Origin of the sequence: Liquorilactobacillus mali KCTC 3596 = DSM 20444, assembly GCF_000260415.1 — a bacterium.
In the GTDB taxonomy this organism is placed as follows: Bacteria; Bacillota; Bacilli; order Lactobacillales; family Lactobacillaceae; genus Liquorilactobacillus; species Liquorilactobacillus mali.
On the sequence record NZ_BACP01000003.1, the window covers coordinates 87002 to 107118 of the forward strand.

Genomic DNA, 20117 nt, shown 5'->3' on the forward strand with positions numbered 1-20117 from the left:
TTCATTTGTTTTTCTCCGTATGCTAACATGATAAAATATGATTTCGTATAGTGGTATTTATCGTAAATTTTGAATGGGGGGTAAACTATTGAAGGAGCTAACTGAAGGAAGTCCGATTAAACTTATTTTAATGTTTACCATTCCATTATTAGTAGGTAATCTTTTTCAACAATTATATAGCATTTCAGATACTTTGATTGTTGGACAGACTTTGGGGGTTAATCAACTTGCGGCTGTTGGGGCAACTGGAAGTATCCAGTTTTTAATAATTGGTTTTGCTCAGGGATTAACTGCGGGACTTTCTATTATTACAGCGCAACATTTTGGTGCGGGTAATTATCGCAAAGTTCGACAAAGCTTCGCAGTCAGCATCATTATTAGTGCTATTGCAGCCGTTATTTTAACCTTTTTGAGTCTTTACTTTATTGGCGATATTTTAAATTTGATGCAAACACCCAAAGCAATTGAAGCCGATGCAAAGCTGTTTATCTCAATTATTTTTACAGGAATTTTTTCTTCCATGGCATTCAATCTTCTAGCAAATGAAATACGAGCCCTCGGAGATAGTCGAACCCCTCTTTATTTTCTGATTGTTGCGGCAGTAGTCAATATCATTCTTGAATTGATTTTTATTTTGGTATTCCACATGGGAGTTGACGGTGCAGGATATGCAACTGTTATTGCTCAAATTTTCTCCGTGGCACTATGTATTATTTACATTATGAGAAAAATTCCCTTACTGCAGGTCAAGAAAAAAGATTTTACAATTTTCACAATGAGAGATTTTAAGCAGCATCTCTATGTGGGCCTGCCAATGGCTTTCCAAGCATCAATTATTGCAATTGGTAGTATTATGGTTCAATCGGCTTTAAATGGACTAGGGACCACTGCTGTAGCTGCTACAACAGCGGCAAGCAAAATCGACCAAGTTGCAATTCAACCAATGATGTCTTTTGGAGTTGCCATGGCTACTTTTACTGCACAAAACTATGGTGCTGGAAAATATGGCAGGATTATAAAGGGTGTAAAACAGTGTCTGTTGGTTTCTGGTTTATTCAGTATTGTTGCAGGTGGCCTTGTTATCTTTTTTGGGAGAGACCTCGTTGTCTTATTTGTAGGTAACTCGGAAGAAAAAGTATTACAGTTATCACAGGTTTACTTCAATGCCAACAGCAGTCTTTACGCCATTTTGGCTACATTGTTTATTTTGCGATATACATTGCAAGGTTTAGGACGCAGTATCATTCCAACTATCGCCGGAGTCATGGAACTCGTAATGAGATGTTTAGCAGCTATCTTTTTAGCAACTACGGTTGGATATGTGGGTGCATGCTTTGCCAATCCGTTAGCCTGGATAGGTTCTTGCTGTGTATTGATTGTGTCTTATTTCAGAGCAATGCAGATGTTAAAGAAGAAACAATACGAAATAGATCAGCGAGTATTGTAATTTTTTTAAAAGCATAGTGAAAAACTAGTTTAAATTGTTGATTTGCCTATACAAATTTGATATCATGCTAAAGATTATTGAATAAAGGTAGGTAGGTCATATGGAAACAGAATTTAAAATTGGTGAAAAAGTCAAATGCAAAAAATTCGGAACATTAAGTCATGATTTTGTTGGTGCGGTGGAAAAAATTTATGAAAACTCAGCAATGGTAGCAATTGTGGAACATGATGCTACTGATGAAGTAGCCGTTAATGATTTTCATAATCGGGTAATCGTAAGACTAAAAGACATGAAGAAAGTCACTGTAAAATAATACTGACATAGAAAGTATTTTATGCTATACTACTGTTTGTTGTGCGGGTGTAGTTTAGTGGTAAAATTCCAGCTTCCCAAGCTGATGTCGCGAGTTCGATTCTCGTCACCCGCTTTTGTAGCAGTTGTATATTGTATAATTCCAATCATGAAAATTAGTAGATTAGCGGATTTTTAAGCGACCTTGGGTTGATGTAAGCCAGGGATTGAAACTAATACGAATCGTACTTTCTAGGAAGATAATTTAATAATGAGTGGATTGCTAATCAATTAGAGTGGTACCGCGGGTTTATCTCGTCTCTTACATTTTTTAATGTAAGAGTTTTTTTTATACATAAAAAAGGAGAAAATTATGGATTACAAAAAATTAGTTACAGACGCATTAGTTAAAGTTTTAGATGGTCAAATTTCAGAAGATAAAGTTTACGATTTACTTGAAAAACCCAAAAGTCTAGAGTTGGGTGATTTTGCCTTTCCAGCATTTCCTTTGGCAAAGGTTATGCATAAGGCGCCACAAATGATTGCAGCAGATATTGTTGCAGACATCAACCAGAAGGGATTTCAAAAAATAGAAGCAGTCGGCCCATATGTTAACTTCTTCTTAGATAAGAATATTTTTAGTGCAGATATTTTGCATCAAGTAATTGAAGAAGGTCCAAAATATGGTGATCAAAATATTGGTAATGCAGGAAATGTACCAATTGACATGTCTTCACCTAATATTGCAAAACCAATGTCGATGGGTCATTTACGCTCAACTGTTATAGGAAATTCAATTGCCAAGATACTGAAAAAAATTAATTATAATCCAATCAAGATTAATCATTTAGGTGATTGGGGTACACAATTTGGTAAGTTGATTGAGGCGTATAAACTTTGGGGGAGCGAAGAAGAAGTTAAGGCTGATCCAATCAATAAATTACTTGAGTATTATGTACGTTTTCACAAAGAAGATGTTGATCATCCTGAATTGGACGAAGAAGCCCGTGCATGGTTCAAAAAAATTAGAAGATGGAGACGAGGAAGCCGTTCGTTTATGGAAGTGGTTCCGCAAAGAGTCACTTAAATCGTTTATGAAAATCTACGGTGTGCTGGGTGTTGAGTTTGACTCGTATAACGGAGAAGCTTTTTACAACGACAAGATGGACGAAGTAGTTTCGATGCTTGAAGAGCGTAATTTGTTGAAAGAAAGCCAAGGAGCACAGATAGTTGATCTTGAAAAATATAATCTAAATCCTGCTTTGATCAAAAAGACAGATGGGGCAACGCTATATATTACAAGAGACTTAGCGGCAGCAATCTATCGCAAACGGACTTATGATTTTGTTCAGTCACTTTATGTTGTTGGTAATGAGCAAACAAATCATTTTAAGCAGTTAAAAGCAGTCTTGAATGAAATGGGAGAGGATTGGTCTGAAGACATCCACCATGTCCCATTTGGCTTGATCACACAAGGCGGGAAGAAGCTTTCTACTAGAGCAGGACGTGTTATCTTGCTTGAAGAAGTTTTGGATGATGCAATCAAATTGGCAGAAAAACAAATTGCTGAAAAGAACCCAGATTTGAATAACAAGGAAGAAGTTGCGAATCAAGTCGGAGTTGGTGCAGTAATATTCCACGATTTAAAGAATGAGAGAATGAACAATTTTGACTTTGACTTGGAAGAGGTTGTACGTTTCGAGGGAGAAACAGGACCATATGTGCAGTACTCACATGCTAGAGCAATGAGTATTTTACGAAAAGCAAATAATCCAAAATTAACTGCGGAAATGACATATCAATTGGATGATGAGGATTCATGGGAGGTTATTACTAAGATTGCTGCTTTTTCAGATATAATCAAACGTGCCGCTCAAGAATACGAACCGTCAGTCATTGCAAAGTATTCTTTGCATCTTGCAAAAGCATTTAATAAGTATTACGCACACACAAAAATTTTAGTTGAAGATGAACAAATGCTCTCACGTCTTGCACTAGTTAAGAGTGTTGCAACGGTGTTAAATGAATCCTTGCGTTTATTGGGGATTCAAGCACCTGAAGAAATGTAATTACCGATTTAAGCCGCAAAATAATTAATTATTTTCGATAAAGTTCTGGTAGAATCAAGTTGTCTTGACTCTGTCAGAACTTTTTTGTCTAGAGAACGAGCTTTAATATTGAAGTAGAAAACATTTGCATTATACAAAGTGGTATGTTTTATGTTGACATAACATGGTTTTACAACGTAAAATACACGTGTATGGATAAATTAAAATACATCTAAAAAGTAATGATTGTTAATTTTGTAATCATTTTTTGACGATGTGGAGGTGAAAGTTTGAATTTTACAATTATTATCCTCGCCATCGCTATTATAACTTTTAGTATTGGATTTGCTGGGGGCATCGTAGCTCATAAGAAAAGTTACGAGAAAACACTCGATATTGCTACGCAAACTGCGCAAGGAATCTTGAAGAATGCTGAAAAAGAGGCAGAGACACAAAAAAAAGAAGCTATTTTAGAAGCTAAGGATGAAAGTCATCGTTATCGTGGCGAGATAGAAAGTGAATTAAAGGAACGTAGATCTGAGATTCAAAGACAAGAAAATCGGTTACTGCAAAGAGAGGAAAACCTGGATAGAAAAGACGGAGCACTTGAGAAACGTGAGCAAGGTTTAACTCAAAAAGAAAATCACTTGGAGCGGCAGCAAAAAGAAATTGAAAAGAAACAAGAAAAAGCTGATTCACTGGTTCATGAACAAGAATTAGAGCTAGAAAAAGTTGCAGAATTGTCGCATGAGGATGCTCGCAAAATCGTGATGTCTGAAACAAAAGAGGCGCTAAGTCATGAGATGGCAGTTATGATTAAGGATAGCGAAGACGAGGCAAAGGCTAGCGCTGATCGTACTGCCAGAATTTTGATCGCACAAGCGATTGAGAGAAGTGCTGCAGATACTGTTTCGGAGACGACTGTATCGGTGGTTTCGTTGCCAAACGATGAGATGAAAGGTCGAATTATTGGACGTGAAGGGCGTAACATTCGGACATTGGAGACGTTGACTGGTATTGATTTAATTATTGATGATACTCCGGAAGCCGTTGTTTTAAGTGGCTTTGATCCAATTAGAAGAGAGATTGCTAAGATGACACTTGAAAAGCTGATTCAAGACGGTCGAATTCATCCAGCCAGAATTGAAGAAATGGTTGAAAAATCAACTAAGGAAATGGATGCAAAAGTTCGTGATATTGGTGAAGAAGCAATTTTTGAATTAGGACTGCATTCAATTCATCCTGACTTAATCAAAACAATCGGTCGTTTGAAGTTCCGTACAAGTTATGGTCAGAATGTTCTTGACCATTCGATTGAAGTAGCTAAAATAGCAGGAGTGTTGGCGGCGGAATTAGGTGAAGATGTTAATTTGGCAAAACGTGCAGGATTGTTGCATGATATTGGCAAGGCGATTGACCATGAAGTTGATGGTTCACATGTTCAGATTGGTGTCGAACTTACTAAGAAGTATCATGAGAGCGACACAGTTATCAATACAATAGCTTCACATCATGGCGATGTTGAGGCTAAGTATACGATTGCTGTCTTGGTAGCAGCCGCAGATGCGATTTCTGCAGCAAGACCAGGTGCTCGAAGTGAATCACTTGAAAGTTATATTCACCGACTTGAAAAACTTGAAGAGATTACCAATGCTTTTGATGGCGTTAAGAAGAGTTATGCAATTCAAGCTGGACGTGAAGTACGCGTAATCGTAAAACCTAATGAAGTTAGTGATTTGGAATCAACTGTGTTAGCACGAGATATTAAAAACCAAATCGAAGAAGAGATGGAGTATCCTGGACACATTAAGGTTACTGTTATTAGAGAAGTTCGTGCTATCGAATATGCCAAGTAATTGACTATTTGTTGCTTGCTGATTGTGTTATGTTAGGTTTAATAAATTTTTAAAGGTTGCAAGAAGTTATAAGTGTGACCGAATATGAAAGCTGTGACGGTGTAATGATAGTGTCGCAGCTTTTTTGATTGTTCAGATAAAATTAACAAAAAAACGTATCAAGGTGCACAACAATTCAAGAAAAATGCTAAAATTAAGATTATGAGTTTTGTAGAAAAGAGGAAAAGAATGCGAATTTTGTTCATTGGTGACGTTATGGGAAATTCTGGTCAGAATATGATTGAAGAATATCTTCCTAGATTAAAGAGAAAATTTCATCCGCAGGCAACGATTGTTAATGCTGAAAATGCAACAAGAGGAAGAGGTATTAATGAAAAAGTCTACAAAAAGATTCTGAGTTTGGGAGCAGATGTCATTACGATGGGTAATCATGTCTGGGATAATCCAGAAATAAATGAATTTATAGGCAGAGCAAAAAAAATGGTCCGTCCCGCAAATTTGCCTGCAGGTAAAGTACCAGGTGTTGGCTATACGATAATGCAAATAAATCAGCAAAAACTTGCTGTGATTAATATGCAGGGCAGAGTTTTTATGACCCCTTCCGATGATCCTTTTGCAGTTGCAACGATATTAATTAAAGAAATCAAAAAAGAAACAAACTTCATTTTTGTTGATTTTCATGCTGAGACAACAAGTGAAAAACAGGCTTTTGCTTGGTTTTTTGATGGTCAACTTTCTGCGGTAGTTGGAACTCATACGCATGTTCAAACTAATGATGCACGCGTTTTACCTCAAGGAACAGCATTCTTAGCTGACGTTGGGATGACTGGGCCGTATGATGGCATTATAGGAATGCGTCGTGAAAATGTGATTGAGAGATTTCTTAACCAGATGCCGACAAAATTTGAAGTTGACGAAGATGGAAGGCAGACTTTATCAGGATGTCTAATTGATTTGACAGCTGACGGTACCGCAAAGAAGATTCAAACCATTCAAATTAATACAGATCATCCTTTTGAAGACTAAAAAAGAGTAAAGGAGATTAGGGAATGCCGCAAAAAACAAAGAATACCCCCATGATGGAGCAGTATTTAAAGATTAAAGAACAATATTCTGATGCCTTTTTGTTCTATCGTTTGGGTGATTTTTATGAGATGTTTTATGATGACGCAATCAAAGGATCACAGTTACTAGAGCTGACTTTAACAACTCGTAATAAAAATGCTGCAGATAAAATTCCAATGTGCGGTGTTCCTCATCATGCTGCACAAAACTATATTGATATTTTAGTTGAGCAAGGTTATAAAGTTGCAATTTGTGAGCAGATGGAGGATCCAAAACTCGCACAAGGAATGGTGAAACGTGAAGTAATACAGCTTGTGACGCCCGGAACAATGATTGATAATTCTGTGAATGAAGCAAAAAAGAATAACTATCTGACTGCACTTCATCAAGAAGGAGAACTATACGGCTTCGCCTATACTGATTTATCTACAGGTGAGTTAAAGACTGCAAGTTTAAGTTCTCTTGAACAGGTAATAAATGAATTAATCAGTTTGCAAACTAAAGAATTGGTTGTGGATCAAACAGTAACAACGGCGACGCTAGAAGATTTAGCACCATTAAAAATTTTGATTTCAAAACAAAATGAGACCATCGAAAATTCTGAGTTAAATTATACGATACAGGATTTGAAGGATTCATTAGAAATTGAGACCATACGACATCTAATTAGTTATTTGAGTAATACTCAAAAACGCAGTTTGGGTCATTTACAACGTGCAATTCATTATGAGCCAAGATATTTTCTCAAAATGGATCATTATTCAAAGAGAAATCTGGAATTACTTGAGAATAGCCGTACTGGTAAAAAGGCTGGAACATTGTTGTGGCTTCTTGATGAAACTAAGACTGCAATGGGTGGTAGACTGTTAAAACAATGGATTGATCGGCCTTTATTAGAAAAAGAGAAAATTACAAGGCGTTATAATATGGTCAAGTTGTTGCTTGATCATTATTTTGAGCGCAGTGCGCTTCAAGAGGATTTGACACAAGTATATGATTTAGAACGACTTGCTGGAAGAGTGGCTTTTGGAAGTGTTAATGGCCGTGACTTGATCCAATTAAAGCAGTCCTTACAGCAAGTACCAAAAATTAAATATGTTTTAGAGACAATTAATGATGGTTCGTTAACATCCATTATTGAAGAACTTGATCCTGTTGAAGATGTTGTTGACTTGATAGAACAAGCAATTGTCGATGAGCCGCCGTTATCGGTCACAGATGGTGGTTTGATCAAAGAAGGATATAACTCTGAGCTTGATAGTTATACCGATGCTATGAAAAATGGAAAAAAATGGTTGGCACAAATGGAAAAAAAGGAGCGAGATATAACCGGTATATCAACGCTCAAAATCGGGTTCAACAGGGTTTTTGGTTATTTTATCGAAGTATCGAAGGCCAATTTAGCTAAGTTGCCAGAAGAAAGGTATCAGCGCAAACAAACACTGACAAATGCTGAAAGGTTCATTACACCAGAATTGAAAGAAAAGGAAGAATTGATTCTAGGTGCACAGGGCAAGGCAACCGATTTGGAATATCGGCTATTTGTTGATATTCGTGAACGAATTAAAGACCAAATTAAACGTCTGCAGAGGCTCGCAAAGGCGATAGCTGCATTAGATGTTGTCCAAGGATTCGCTGTAGTCAGTGAACGGCAGCATTTTGTTATGCCAAAATTAATCGAAAATGGTAACGATGTTGAGATTAAAGACGGTTGGCATCCAGTTGTCCAAGAGGTTATGGGTAAACAAAGTTACGTACCAAATGATGTAATAATGCCAAAAGATTTGAATATCTTACTAATTACTGGACCGAATATGTCTGGGAAAAGTACTTACATGAGGCAACTTGCATTAACTGTGGTTATGGCTCAAATTGGATGTTTCGTACCAGCCGATTCTGCAAAATTACCGATTTTTGATCAAATTTTTACAAGAATTGGAGCAGCTGATGATTTGATTGCAGGTCAATCAACATTTATGGTAGAGATGAAGGAGGCCAATCAAGCAATTGAACATGCGACATCAAACTCACTTATCTTGTTTGATGAGATTGGAAGAGGAACTGCAACTTACGATGGAATGGCACTTGCACAGGCGATTATTGAGTATGTACATGATCATGTTCATGCTAAGACGTTATTTTCGACGCACTATCATGAACTCACAGGTTTATCTGAATCTTTGCCTGAATTAGAAAATATTCACGTTGGAGCAATTGAGAAAAATGGTGATTTAATATTCTTGCATAAAATGCAGCCTGGACCGGCCGACAAATCATATGGTGTTCATGTTGCAAAATTAGCAGGAATGCCAGCGGTCTTATTAAAACGTGCGACCGAAATTCTTACTGCGCTTGAGAGTGATGCAAAAGATACTTCTAGGGCAGCAACTGTTTTAGATGATGTTCAATCTTCTGGACAGAAAGAAAAAGTTAAGAATGATCAAGAGACGATTGAAGAAGAGCAACTTTCGTTATTTGGGCCTCCAAAAAAGAAGTTATCAAATAGACGAGAGAAAGTTATGCATAAAATCAAGGAGGCAGATTTAATGTCATTGACTCCGCTTGACGCTCTGAATAAGTTGTATGAGTGGCAAAAAGAATTAAGAAAATAACTAGAGTAGTTGATTGGAGGCGATTGTCTTGGGGAAAATCCATGAATTAACAGATATTTTGGCTGATCAGATTGCTGCCGGTGAGGTTGTTGAGCGTCCTGCATCTGTCGTTAAAGAGTTAGTTGAGAACGCAATTGATGCCAATAGTTCACAAATTGACATTTTAGTGGAAGAAGGCGGATTGGCTAAAATTCAGGTTATCGATAATGGTGAAGGCATCGAAGACAGTGATGTGGAATTGGCTTTTAAGAGACATTCGACTAGTAAAATTTTGACAAAAAAGGATTTGTTCAAAATTAGAACACTCGGTTTTAGGGGTGAGGCTCTTCCAAGTATAGCGTCAGTAGCAGAAGTTGAATTGGAAACGGCCGCTAAGAATGCTGCTGGGACAGCCATTAAGATTAAAGGCGGACAAATCCTTGAAAAGAAAATGGCAGCACGTTCACAAGGAACAACGATAACGGTAGCTGACTTGTTTTTTAATACCCCTGCCAGACTGAAATATCTCAAGAGTATCCAAACTGAACTGGCCGCAATCAGTGATATTGTGAACCGGTTGGCTTTAAGCAACACAAATATTGCATTTTCATTTTCAAGTAATGGCAAGACTTTGCTGCAGACTGCTGGTAATGGGAATTTACAACAGACGATCAGTGCAATCTATGGTGTCAATAATGCAAGGAAGATGCTTGCTTTTACGAATGAAGATCTTGATTTTAAGATTAGCGGCTTTGTATCTTTGCCTGAATTAACAAGGGCATCCAAGAATTATATCAGTATCTTGATTAATGGCAGATATATTAAGAATTATCAACTAACGAATGCAATTATAAAAGGGTATGGATCCAAGCTGATGGTTGGCCGATATCCATTTGCTGTCCTTGCAATTTCGTTGGATCCGCTTTTGATTGATGTTAATGTGCATCCTACAAAACAAGAAGTCAGAATTAGTAAGGAAGAACAATTAGGTGGATTAATACGAGAAAGCATTGCACAAAGAATTGCACCAGAGAATTTGATTCCCGATGCACTGAAGAACCTCGAAAAAAAAGAAAAATCTGCAGTTGATTTAAAACAATTGGAGATTGATTTGAATGAGTCTTCTAGACTTTATCAAACAAAAAATGAACCCCCTGTAAGTTCACAGGAAAATAAAACCACCACTGGTTATGGGGATGCATCAGATAAGGTAAACGAAAAGACACAGGTGGATAAAGAAAGTATCCCAGATGTTTTTGTAGTTGAAAAGAGAGCCGATCTGACAACTAATTTGGCCGCGTGGGATGAAAAATACGGTAATGAAGGCAGTACGGAACAAGATAATACCCATTTTCCTGTAAACCAAGCTGATTTAGACGAGCAAAAAACAAAAAAGAGGTTTCCAGACCTAGTATATATTGGACAAATGCATGGTACATACCTCTTTGCGCAAAGTGATGATGGATTCTACATTGTTGATCAGCATGCGGCACAGGAACGTTGTAAATATGAATACTATCGTAAAAAAATCGGCGAAGTTGGGACTGGTCAACAAAGTTTGTTGGTTCCAATTGTATTGGACTATTCTACAAGCGATGTACTGCTGATAAATCAAAATCTTGATAAACTTGCTACGGTAGGAATTAATCTTGAAGAATTTGGTAGAAATAGTTATATTGTTCATCAGCATCCAACCTGGTTTAAAGCAGGACAAGAGGAATCAATTTTACGTGAATTGATTGATTATATCTTGAAAGACGGTAAGATTGATATTGCAGCCTATCGTGAAAAAACAGCAATTATGATGAGTTGCAAGAGATCGATAAAGGCAAATCATCATCTGGATGACTTGCAGGCAAAAGCTTTGTTAGAAGAACTGAAAAATTGTGAAAATCCATTTAACTGTCCTCATGGACGACCGGTACTAGTGCATTTCAGCAATTCAGATATGGAGCATATGTTTAAGCGAATTCAGGATTCACATCAGAGTCAGCGCTCGTTGGATTAAGGAAGGAACGAAAATCATGTACGAATATTTTGAAGGATTGATTACAACTGTTACTCCGTACTACATTGTTGTTGAAATTCAAGGAGTTGGTTATCAAGTTTATGTTGCAAATCCATTTAGGTATCATGTCGATTTAAAAAAACAAAAAAGGGTATATATATATCAGGCCGTTCGTGAAAACGCAATTACTTTGTATGGCTTTTGGAACCTTGCCGAGAAGAATCTTTTTTTGAAGCTGTTAAATGTTTCTGGAATCGGTCCAAAAAGTGCATTAGCTATCTTGGCAAATGATAATCATTTAGGATTAGTTGAAGCAATCAATGGCGAAAATGTTGTATACCTGACTAAGTTTCCAGGAGTGGGCAAGAAGACTGCACAACAGATCGTATTGGATTTAAAAGGAAAATTAGACGATCTTAGCGAGCAAAGTGATTTTGCTGGGCAGCAGAGCCTTGAATTCAAGGATGATGGCGTTTCTAACGGGAATCTGACTGAAGCACTCGCGGCACTTGATGCTTTAGGGTATACTAAGACGGAAACTAGAAAGATAACGAAGCAATTAAAACAAATAGATGCCGATTCAACTGATGATTATTTGCGGGCAGCACTCAAATTGCTGATGCATAATTAACTTTAGAAGAAAGGAGGACTTTTAATGGTTGATAAAGATCGCGTTGTTTCAGGAAATTCGCAATTCGAAGATGATGAGAGTGAATTATCCTTGCGACCACGCTTCTTTGCGCAATATATAGGGCAGCAGGACTTAAAGAATGAATTAGCAGTATATATTGAAGCAGCCAAAACTAGAGAAGAAGCACTTGATCATGTACTTTTGTATGGTCCTCCAGGTCTTGGTAAAACAACCCTCGCGATGGTGATTGCAAATGAGATGCAGGTTCAAATTAAAACGACAAGCGGGCCGGCAATTGAACGCCCAGGTGATTTGGTTGCACTTTTGAATGAGCTTGAAGCCGGAGATGTATTATTTATTGATGAGATTCATCGGCTTCCTAAGGTAGTTGAAGAAGTTCTCTATTCAGCTATGGAGGATTATTTTGTAGACATTGTGATAGGACAGGGTCCGACAGCACATCCGGTTCATTTTACGTTACCACCATTTACATTAATTGGGGCAACGACTCGTGCGGGCCTGCTCTCAGCACCGTTAAGAGATCGTTTTGGGATAATTGCACATATGAATTATTATTCAGAAGCGGAACTAGCACAGATTATTGTCCGTTCGGCAGGAATATTTGATTCAAAGATTACAACTGAAGGTGCAAAGAAAATTGCATTACGTTCACGTGGGACGCCACGAATTGCTAACCGTTTACTGAAACGCGTCAGGGATTTTGCACAGGTAGCTCAAAAGAAAGTTATTGAAGAAGGTATCGTCAGTTCTTCACTGGATTTGTTGCGAGTAGATGACAAAGGACTCGATGCCACGGATCGTAAGATTTTGGAAACGATGATTGATTTTTATGGCGGTGGTCCAGTCGGTGTCAATACAATCGCTGCAAATGTAGGAGAAGATGTTGAGACAATCATTGATATGATAGAACCTTACCTTCTCCAAATTGGCTTTATTAAGAGAACTCCAAGAGGACGTGTTGCGACAGCAGCAGCTTATAAGCATCTTGGAATTGCAATAGAAAAAAATAATTATTGAAAAGGGTGGCTATTTTGTCAGAGAAGCATCTAACAACAGAGGATTTTGATTATGATTTACCACAAGAATTGATTGCACAAACTCCGTTGAAGCAGCGTGATCATTCGAGAATGTTGATTTTGGACAGTAAATCTGGTGAGTATAAGGATGATATTTTCTATAATGTGATTGATCAATTGAATCCTGGTGATGCACTTGTAATGAATGATTCACGAGTTATGCCTGCACGTATTTATGGTACGAAACCTGATACAGAGGGACATCTGGAAGTGCTTTTACTTAACAATACCGAAGGAGATAACTGGGAAACATTGGTAAAACCTGCAAGAAGAGCAAAAGTCGGTACTAGAATCAACTTTGGTGATGGACAACTTAGTGCAGTGGTTACGGAAGAGTTAGAACACGGTGGACGTATGATACGATTTGAGTATGAAGGCATTTTTATGGAGATTTTGGACAAATTGGGTGAAATGCCATTGCCACCATATATTAAGGAAAAATTAGATGATCCTGAAATGTACCAAACCGTTTACTCACGAGAGGTTGGTTCAGCTGCAGCTCCAACTGCTGGACTCCACTTTACAAAGGAATTGTTGCAAAAGATTGAGGATAAGGGAATCCATTTAGTTTACTTGACGCTGCATGTAGGGTTAGGAACATTTAGGCCTGTCAGTGTTGATAACATAGAAGATCATAAAATGCACAGCGAATTTTATCGTTTGGATGCGGACGCTGCAAAGGTATTGAATGATGTCCGTAAAAATGGTGGAAAAATTGTTGCAACAGGAACTACTTCTATCAGAACGCTTGAGACGATTGGTTCCAAATTTAACGGGGAAATTAAGCCTGACAGTGGATGGACTGATATCTTTATCAGACCTGGCTATGAATGGAAAGTAGTTCAAGCATTTATCACGAATTTCCATTTACCAAAATCAACACTTGTAATGCTTGTATCTGCATTTACAGGGCGAGAGAATATCTTGAATGCATATAAGCATGCTGTTGAGGAAAAGTACCGTTTCTTTAGCTTTGGGGATGCAATGTTTATTAAATAATTAAATGTTTTTAGAAATGGAGAATTTAAATGACTGAACCGGCGATAAAGTATCGTTTAATCAAAAAAGAAAAGCATACCGGGGCGCGTTTAGGAGAAATCATAACCCCACATGGAACTTTTCCTACACCGATGTTCATGCCTGTTGGAACACAAGCATCTGTAAAATCTTTAGCTCCTGAAGAACTTGATAAAATGGGTGCTAATATAATTCTTTCTAATACGTATCATCTTTGGCTAAGACCAGGGGAAGACATCGTTGAAGAAGCTGGTGGGCTGCATCAATTCATGAACTGGAAAAAAGGAATTTTGACAGACTCAGGCGGATTTCAAGTGTTTTCACTTGCTAAGATGCGTGATATTACTGAACGAGGAGTACATTTTAAAAGTCACCTAAGTGGTGAGAAGCTCTTCTTGTCTCCTGAAAAGGCAATTCATATTCAGAATGCACTTGGGTCGGACATCATGATGAGTTTTGATGAATGTCCTCCTTTTTTTGAAAGCTATGATTATATTAAAAAATCAGTTGAACGTACAAGTCGATGGGCTGAGCGTGGTCTAAATGCGCACTTGCATCCTGATCGCCAAGGATTGTTTGGTATTGTTCAGGGTGGTGGACACAAGGAACTACGTGAGTTGAGCGCTAGACAACTGACTTCATTAGATTTTCCTGGCTATTCTATTGGAGGACTCTCTGTCGGTGAAAGCAAGGCAGAGATGAATCATGTTTTGGATTTTACGACACCGCTTCTACCGGAAAATAAGCCGCGCTATTTAATGGGAGTAGGATCTGCCGATGCATTGATTGATGGAGTGATTCGCGGAGTCGATATGTTTGATTGTGTCTTACCGACACGAATTGCACGAAATGGTACGTGTATGACTTCACATGGGCGTTTAGTGGTAAAGAATGCAGCCTATGCTCATGATTTCGGGCCTCTTGATGATAACTGTGACTGCTATACCTGCCGTAATTTTACAAGGGCTTATATCCGTCACTTGATAAAGGCAGACGAAATCTTTGGATTACGTTTAGCAAGTTATCATAATCTTTACTTCTTGTTAAATCTAATGAAGAATGTGCGTCAGGCAATTATGGATGATAATCTGCTAGAGTTTAGAGAATCTTTCTTTGAGGAATATGGTTTCAATGAAAAAAATGCTCGCAATTTTTAATTTCTTTTCAAAAAAGCTAGTAACCAACGCAAATCTTTGCTAAAGTTAAACTTAGTAAATATTAATAGGAGTGAATATAAAATGAATAGTTCAGTTTCAACTATTGTATTGTTTGTTGCAATCATAACTTTGATGTATTTCATGATGATTCGTCCGCAGAAGAAGCAACAGCAAAAACGCAAAGAAATGATGAATCAATTGAAGAAGGGTGACCGCGTAATTACTATCGGCCGCTTGCATGGTGTTATTGATAGCATTAATGATGCTGACCAAACAGTGACACTTGATTGTGATGGTATTTTTTTAACATTTGATCGTACAGCCATTGGTCGTGTTATTCCAGCTGAAAGCACTACAGAAAAAACGGCTACCAAGTCGACTACAATCATTGAGAAGCCAAAAACAGAAGACAGTTCTGAAGATGAGGCGAAATAATCAGTTCCAGAATTAAACTGCTTGATTCTTAAATGGCAGAAGAGCTTACGTTTTTCTGTGATGAGAGAGAGTATTAAGAGTAAACGTAAATATGGTGTTTATGGTTGGGGGGAGTTACTGCAGGACAATTGTTTTGTAGTGACTCTCTCTTTTCATTATTAACCTTAATAATAAATTTTCTGTAGGTACTTCAAAATATGACAAAAGTCCATTTTAAATTATTAATTTTAGATTAGAAATATATATATATAGTTCTAATAATAGAGAAAATAGTAAAAAAGGGTTTGCTTTTACTTATTTAAAAAATTATAATATCATAAGATAAAAATTAATTACACATCTGAGATAACTACCTTTAATTTGAAGTTTAGGTAGATTAATAAAAAAATAAATCTTGGCTAAACTCAGTATTTATATTTTTATATTTAAGCAAAATAAATATATATTTTGCTTAGAAGGAGCGATGTTTGACAATTTTTAGCGATTGTAATATTATTCAATCATCGAATAGTTTGATGTTCGAAATATTATTTTTAGTGAGGTGACGAATGTGGCATTCATGGATACACAAGAAATAATGGATTTGATACCCAATCGATTTCCAATAATCTACATTGATTACGTTGATGAATTGGTTGCAGGTGAAAGCATTGTGGCAACAAAAAATGTTACGATTAATGAATCCTTCTTTCGTGGACATTTTCCGGGTAATCCAGTCATGCCTGGGGTACTAATTATTGAAACATTAGCCCAAGCAGCATCAATTCTTATTTTGAAATCACCAGAATTTTTCGGAAAAACGGCGTATCTTGGAGCAATTCATAAAGCTAAGTTTCGTCGTGTTGTTAGACCAGGTGATGTTTTAAAATTACACATTACTTTGACGAAGAAAAAGGAAAACATGGGAATTGTTGAAACAAAAGCGGTTGTGAATGGTGAAAATGCATGTGTTGCAGAGTTAATGTTTGTCGTAGCTGAAAGAAATGAAAAAATATAAGCAAAAAAGTTGTTTTTTTACTCATTTATTTTGATAATCAAAGTATGAATATACAAGGAAATGGAAGCATAATGAATGAAAAAGCAAGTTAAAACAATTAATGATTCCCTAGTTAGAGTATATGGAGATATCTTGTGGATTGAGGAAAATGAGTTACGGCAGAGTCGTTTCAAGGATTTGACAATCAAGGATATGCATGCGATAAACGCGATTACAATGTATGACAAAAAAACGGCGTCACAAGTTGCTAAGGAGTTACATTTGACTCCAGGAACCTTAACTTCGACAATCAATAGGTTAGAGAAGAAAGACTATGTCAAAAGAATTCGCAGTAGCAACGATAGAAGAGTAATACGATTAGGTCTAACAAAAAAAGGACGTCTAATGTATCGTGCACATGATGCTTTTCATCGCATGATGATTGATAGCTTTCTAAAAGATGTTGAACCCGATGAAATCAAAACAATTGAAAAAGCTCTACGAAATCTTGAAAACTTTTTACGAGAACATTCATAGAGTTAAGGAGTAAAAGTTACTTTGGAAAAAATAAGAATCAATGAAGTTGCTAGTTATGTTCCTGCAAAAGTAGTTACAAACGATGACTTAGGGGAGATAATGGATACATCTGATGAGTGGATTAGCAGTCGTACTGGTATTAAGCAAAGACATATTAGTCTTAATGAAAACACGGCAGGGCTTTGCAGTAAAGTTGCAATAAAACTTCTGCAAGCCAGTTCATGGAGTCCCGAATCAATTGACCTAATCATTGTTGCAACTATGTCACCCGACAGTTATACACCAGCGACAGCTGCATTGGTTCAAGGAAAAATTAAAGCTGTTAATGCGATTGCCTTTGATGTCAGTGCAGCATGCTCAGGATTTGTATATGGAATGTCAGTTGCTGAGGGATTCTTGCTGCAAGAAGATATCAAGAGGGTAATGCTGATTGGTGGAGAGGTCCTTTCAAAGGTGATCGACTGGTCAGACCGAACAAGTGCCGTTTTGTTTGGTGACGGAGCTGCTGGGGTCTTGCTTGAGAAATCTGAGAGTGATTCTGGAATCTTGGCGAGGAACCTAAAAACTTATGGTGAATTAGGCGATAAGCTAGAAGCTGGAAAGACAGACGCAATTGCAGAGTTCCCTAGAATGGGTAAGCATGAAATTTCAGCTTTCTCAATGTCTGGCAGGGATGTATATACATTTGCAACGCATAAGGTACCACAATCAATTCAAAATGCGGCTACAAAAGCTGGAATAGAACTTGAACAGATTGATTGGTTTGTTATGCATCAAGCCAATTCACGAATAGTTACGCAGATTTCTAAGAAATTACAGCAACCCATTGAAAAGTTTCCAATGAATATTGCTGAATATGGAAATACTTCAGCAGCAAGTGTGCCGTTGCTGCTGGATGAGTTAGTGAAAAAAGGTAAAATCAAGCGTGGCCAAATAGTTGCTTTAAGCGGATTTGGTGGAGGCTTGACGGTTGGTACACAAATTATAAAATACTAAATAAATAGGAGTGTTATAAAAATGACAGAACAAGAAATTTTTGAAAAAGTACAAGGTATCGTAGTTGAACAATTGGACGTAGACGCAGCAGATGTAAAGATGGATGCTGATATTAAAGAAGATCTTGAGGCAGATAGTTTAGATGTTTTTGAAATCATGAATGAACTTGAAGACGACTTGGATATCAAGCTTGAAGCAGATGAAAATGTGAAAACAATCAAAGATGTTGTTGATTATGTCAAAAAAGAAGTTGCCACAAAATAGTTTGGAGATTCGATTATGAGAATTGGCTTTTTATTTAGTGGTCAAGGAGCACAATATTCTGAGATGGGACTGGATTTTTATCAAAACGATGAGCTTTTTCGTTCATTGATTGATGAAGTAAGTTCAAGTATCGGAATTGATTTACCTACAGTTTTTAAGAATCAAGATGATCAACTGGCACAGACCAAGTTTGTTCAACCAGCAATCGTAGCAATGAGCCTCGGAATATATCGTATGGTGCAAAGAGATTTGCCAAATTTGGATGTTCGGGGAATGCTTGGTTTGAGTCTTGGAGAATATTCTGCACTAATTGCATCTGGTGCTTTTGATGTTGCAGAAGGGTTCAATGTTTTGAAAGATCGCGCGGCCTATATGCAGGCAGATGCCGATGAAACAGACGGCGCAATGCTTGCTGTAATAAAGACTGAGCATGATATCATTGCTGGAATATGCGAACAGGCAAGTACTTCTGATGAAGTTGTTACGTTTGCAAACTATAATTCACCAAGTCAAGTTGTGATTGGCGGTCATAAAAAAGCGGTAGAGCGTGCACTTGATTTATTTAGAGAGAAAAATATAAAGAAAGTCATTCCATTGAATGTTAGCGGGGCGTTTCATACCCCGCTTTTTCAAAAGACAAGCTTTCAAATGGAAAGACGTTTGGCAGATGTTACGATCCACAAATTAACTGTTCCAGTTTACAGTAACACTACTGGTGAGCAGTTTACTGCCGATAATATTAAACAAGTACTTGCACAGCAAGTTATCTTGCCTACGCATTTTGGCGAGTGCTTGCAAAATATGATTGCAACAAATGGTATTGATACGGTTGTGGAACTTGGACCAGGCAAGACTTTATGCAAATTCACTAAGCAAATTGATAGAAAAATTAATAATTTTAATATCGAAAATATTGCAACCTATACTAAGTTTGTTACAGCAAATCATGATTAAGAGGTTAATAAAATGAATTTAAAAGGAAAAACAGTGTTTATTACTGGAAGCTCTCGCGGAATTGGAGCTGCAACTGCATTGGCTTTTGCCAAAGAGGGCAGCAAGGTTATTTTGAATGCAAGAAAAGCTATTCCGGAAGAACTGCTTTCTGAGATAAATGATTTAGGTAGCGAATATCAGATCGTGTTGGGCGATGTTTCGAAGCTTGACGATGTTAAACGAATGCAAGAAGAAATTTTTCAAGAAAATGAACAACTAGATGTCTTGATTAATAATGCTGGAATTACAAATGACAAATTATTGATTGGTATGAAACAAGAAGATTTCCGCAGTGTTATCGAAACTAATCTGATGGGTACATTCAACTTAACACAACCACTTTTCAGAAAAATGTTGCGCAAGCGTAGTGGTGTAATTATCAACATGGCTAGTGTAGTTGGTTTGCATGGCAATATGGGACAAGCAAATTATGCAGCTAGTAAAGCAGCAATTATTGGCCTGACAAAAACAATTGCTCGTGAAGGTGCAGTCAGACATATCAGATGTAACGCGATTGCTCCTGGAATGATCAAGAGTGATATGACAAGTGTTTTAGACCAAAAAGTGAAAGATCAGGTTTTAACAGAAATTCCATTGGGACGTTTTGGGGAAACACAGGAAATTGCGCAAACAGCTGTTTTCCTTGCACAAAACGAATACGTAACTGGTCAAGTAATTACAGTTGACGGTGGAATGACTATTTAGGAG

At 37.3% G+C, this 20117-nt stretch carries 17 protein-coding genes, 1 tRNA gene and 1 pseudogene; all 19 read left to right on the forward strand.

Annotation, left to right across the window (positions count from 1 at the left end):
• Positions 1-88 precede the first annotated feature (88 nt).
• The 19 genes and pseudogenes from GSM_RS01000 (at position 89) to fabG (ending at position 20114) form a co-directional block, all read left to right on the forward strand.
• Positions 89-1447 (forward strand): MATE family efflux transporter, encoded by a 1359-nt coding sequence (locus GSM_RS01000; protein WP_003688311.1) that lies wholly within the window; start codon positions 89-91, stop codon positions 1445-1447.
• A 100-nt stretch (positions 1448-1547) separates the two neighbouring features.
• Positions 1548-1760 carry a hypothetical protein gene (locus GSM_RS01005; protein ID WP_003688309.1) on the forward strand — a complete coding sequence of 71 codons (213 nt, stop codon included), beginning with the start codon at positions 1548-1550 and terminating at the stop codon, positions 1758-1760.
• 43 nt (positions 1761-1803) lie between these two features.
• Positions 1804-1874 (forward strand) — tRNA-Gly (locus GSM_RS01010).
• A 237-nt stretch (positions 1875-2111) separates the two neighbouring features.
• Positions 2112-3807: pseudogene (gene argS, locus GSM_RS13795) on the forward strand (arginine--tRNA ligase).
• A 269-nt stretch (positions 3808-4076) separates the two neighbouring features.
• Entirely contained in the window at positions 4077-5642 is a 1566-nt protein-coding gene (gene rny / locus GSM_RS01020) for a ribonuclease Y (protein WP_003688306.1), read from the forward strand.
• Positions 5643-5870: 228 nt separating this feature from the next.
• Positions 5871-6668, forward strand: coding sequence for a TIGR00282 family metallophosphoesterase (locus tag GSM_RS01025; RefSeq protein WP_003688304.1), 798 nt, complete (start codon positions 5871-5873; stop codon positions 6666-6668).
• Positions 6669-6691: 23 nt separating this feature from the next.
• Entirely contained in the window at positions 6692-9319 is a 2628-nt protein-coding gene (mutS, locus tag GSM_RS01030) for a DNA mismatch repair protein MutS (protein WP_003688303.1), read from the forward strand.
• Between the two features lie 28 nt (positions 9320-9347).
• Complete coding sequence (mutL, locus tag GSM_RS01035) at positions 9348-11306, forward strand: DNA mismatch repair endonuclease MutL (protein ID WP_003688302.1); 1959 nt, start codon at positions 9348-9350, stop codon at positions 11304-11306.
• Positions 11307-11322: 16 nt separating this feature from the next.
• Positions 11323-11937 carry a Holliday junction branch migration protein RuvA gene (ruvA, locus tag GSM_RS01040; protein WP_003688301.1) on the forward strand — a complete coding sequence of 205 codons (615 nt, stop codon included), beginning with the start codon at positions 11323-11325 and terminating at the stop codon, positions 11935-11937.
• 24 nt (positions 11938-11961) lie between these two features.
• Positions 11962-12975: a Holliday junction branch migration DNA helicase RuvB gene (gene ruvB / locus GSM_RS01045; RefSeq protein WP_003688299.1), complete on the forward strand. Its 1014-nt coding sequence runs from the start codon at positions 11962-11964 to the stop codon at positions 12973-12975.
• Positions 12976-12989: 14 nt separating this feature from the next.
• On the forward strand, positions 12990-14033 hold the full coding sequence (queA, locus tag GSM_RS01050) for a tRNA preQ1(34) S-adenosylmethionine ribosyltransferase-isomerase QueA (RefSeq protein ID WP_003688297.1): 1044 nt from the start codon (positions 12990-12992) through the stop codon (positions 14031-14033).
• 29 nt (positions 14034-14062) lie between these two features.
• Positions 14063-15208, forward strand: coding sequence for a tRNA guanosine(34) transglycosylase Tgt (tgt, locus tag GSM_RS01055; RefSeq protein WP_003688295.1), 1146 nt, complete (start codon positions 14063-14065; stop codon positions 15206-15208).
• Positions 15209-15289: 81 nt separating this feature from the next.
• Positions 15290-15643, forward strand: a complete 354-nt coding sequence (gene yajC / locus GSM_RS01060; RefSeq protein ID WP_003688294.1) for a preprotein translocase subunit YajC — start codon at positions 15290-15292, stop codon at positions 15641-15643.
• Between the two features lie 550 nt (positions 15644-16193).
• Entirely contained in the window at positions 16194-16640 is a 447-nt protein-coding gene (gene fabZ / locus GSM_RS01065) for a 3-hydroxyacyl-ACP dehydratase FabZ (RefSeq protein WP_003688293.1), read from the forward strand.
• A gap of 75 nt (positions 16641-16715) precedes the next feature.
• A complete protein-coding gene (locus tag GSM_RS01070) occupies positions 16716-17156 on the forward strand; it encodes a MarR family winged helix-turn-helix transcriptional regulator (protein WP_003688291.1) in 441 nt (146 codons plus the stop codon).
• Positions 17157-17177: 21 nt separating this feature from the next.
• Positions 17178-18152, forward strand: coding sequence for a beta-ketoacyl-ACP synthase III (locus tag GSM_RS01075; RefSeq protein ID WP_003688290.1), 975 nt, complete (start codon positions 17178-17180; stop codon positions 18150-18152).
• A 21-nt stretch (positions 18153-18173) separates the two neighbouring features.
• Positions 18174-18416: an acyl carrier protein gene (locus GSM_RS01080; RefSeq protein ID WP_003688288.1), complete on the forward strand. Its 243-nt coding sequence runs from the start codon at positions 18174-18176 to the stop codon at positions 18414-18416.
• A gap of 15 nt (positions 18417-18431) precedes the next feature.
• Complete coding sequence (locus tag GSM_RS01085) at positions 18432-19370, forward strand: ACP S-malonyltransferase (protein WP_003688286.1); 939 nt, start codon at positions 18432-18434, stop codon at positions 19368-19370.
• 12 nt (positions 19371-19382) lie between these two features.
• On the forward strand, positions 19383-20114 hold the full coding sequence (gene fabG, locus GSM_RS01090; protein WP_010077685.1) for a 3-oxoacyl-[acyl-carrier-protein] reductase: 732 nt from the start codon (positions 19383-19385) through the stop codon (positions 20112-20114).
• Positions 20115-20117: the final 3 nt, after the last annotated feature.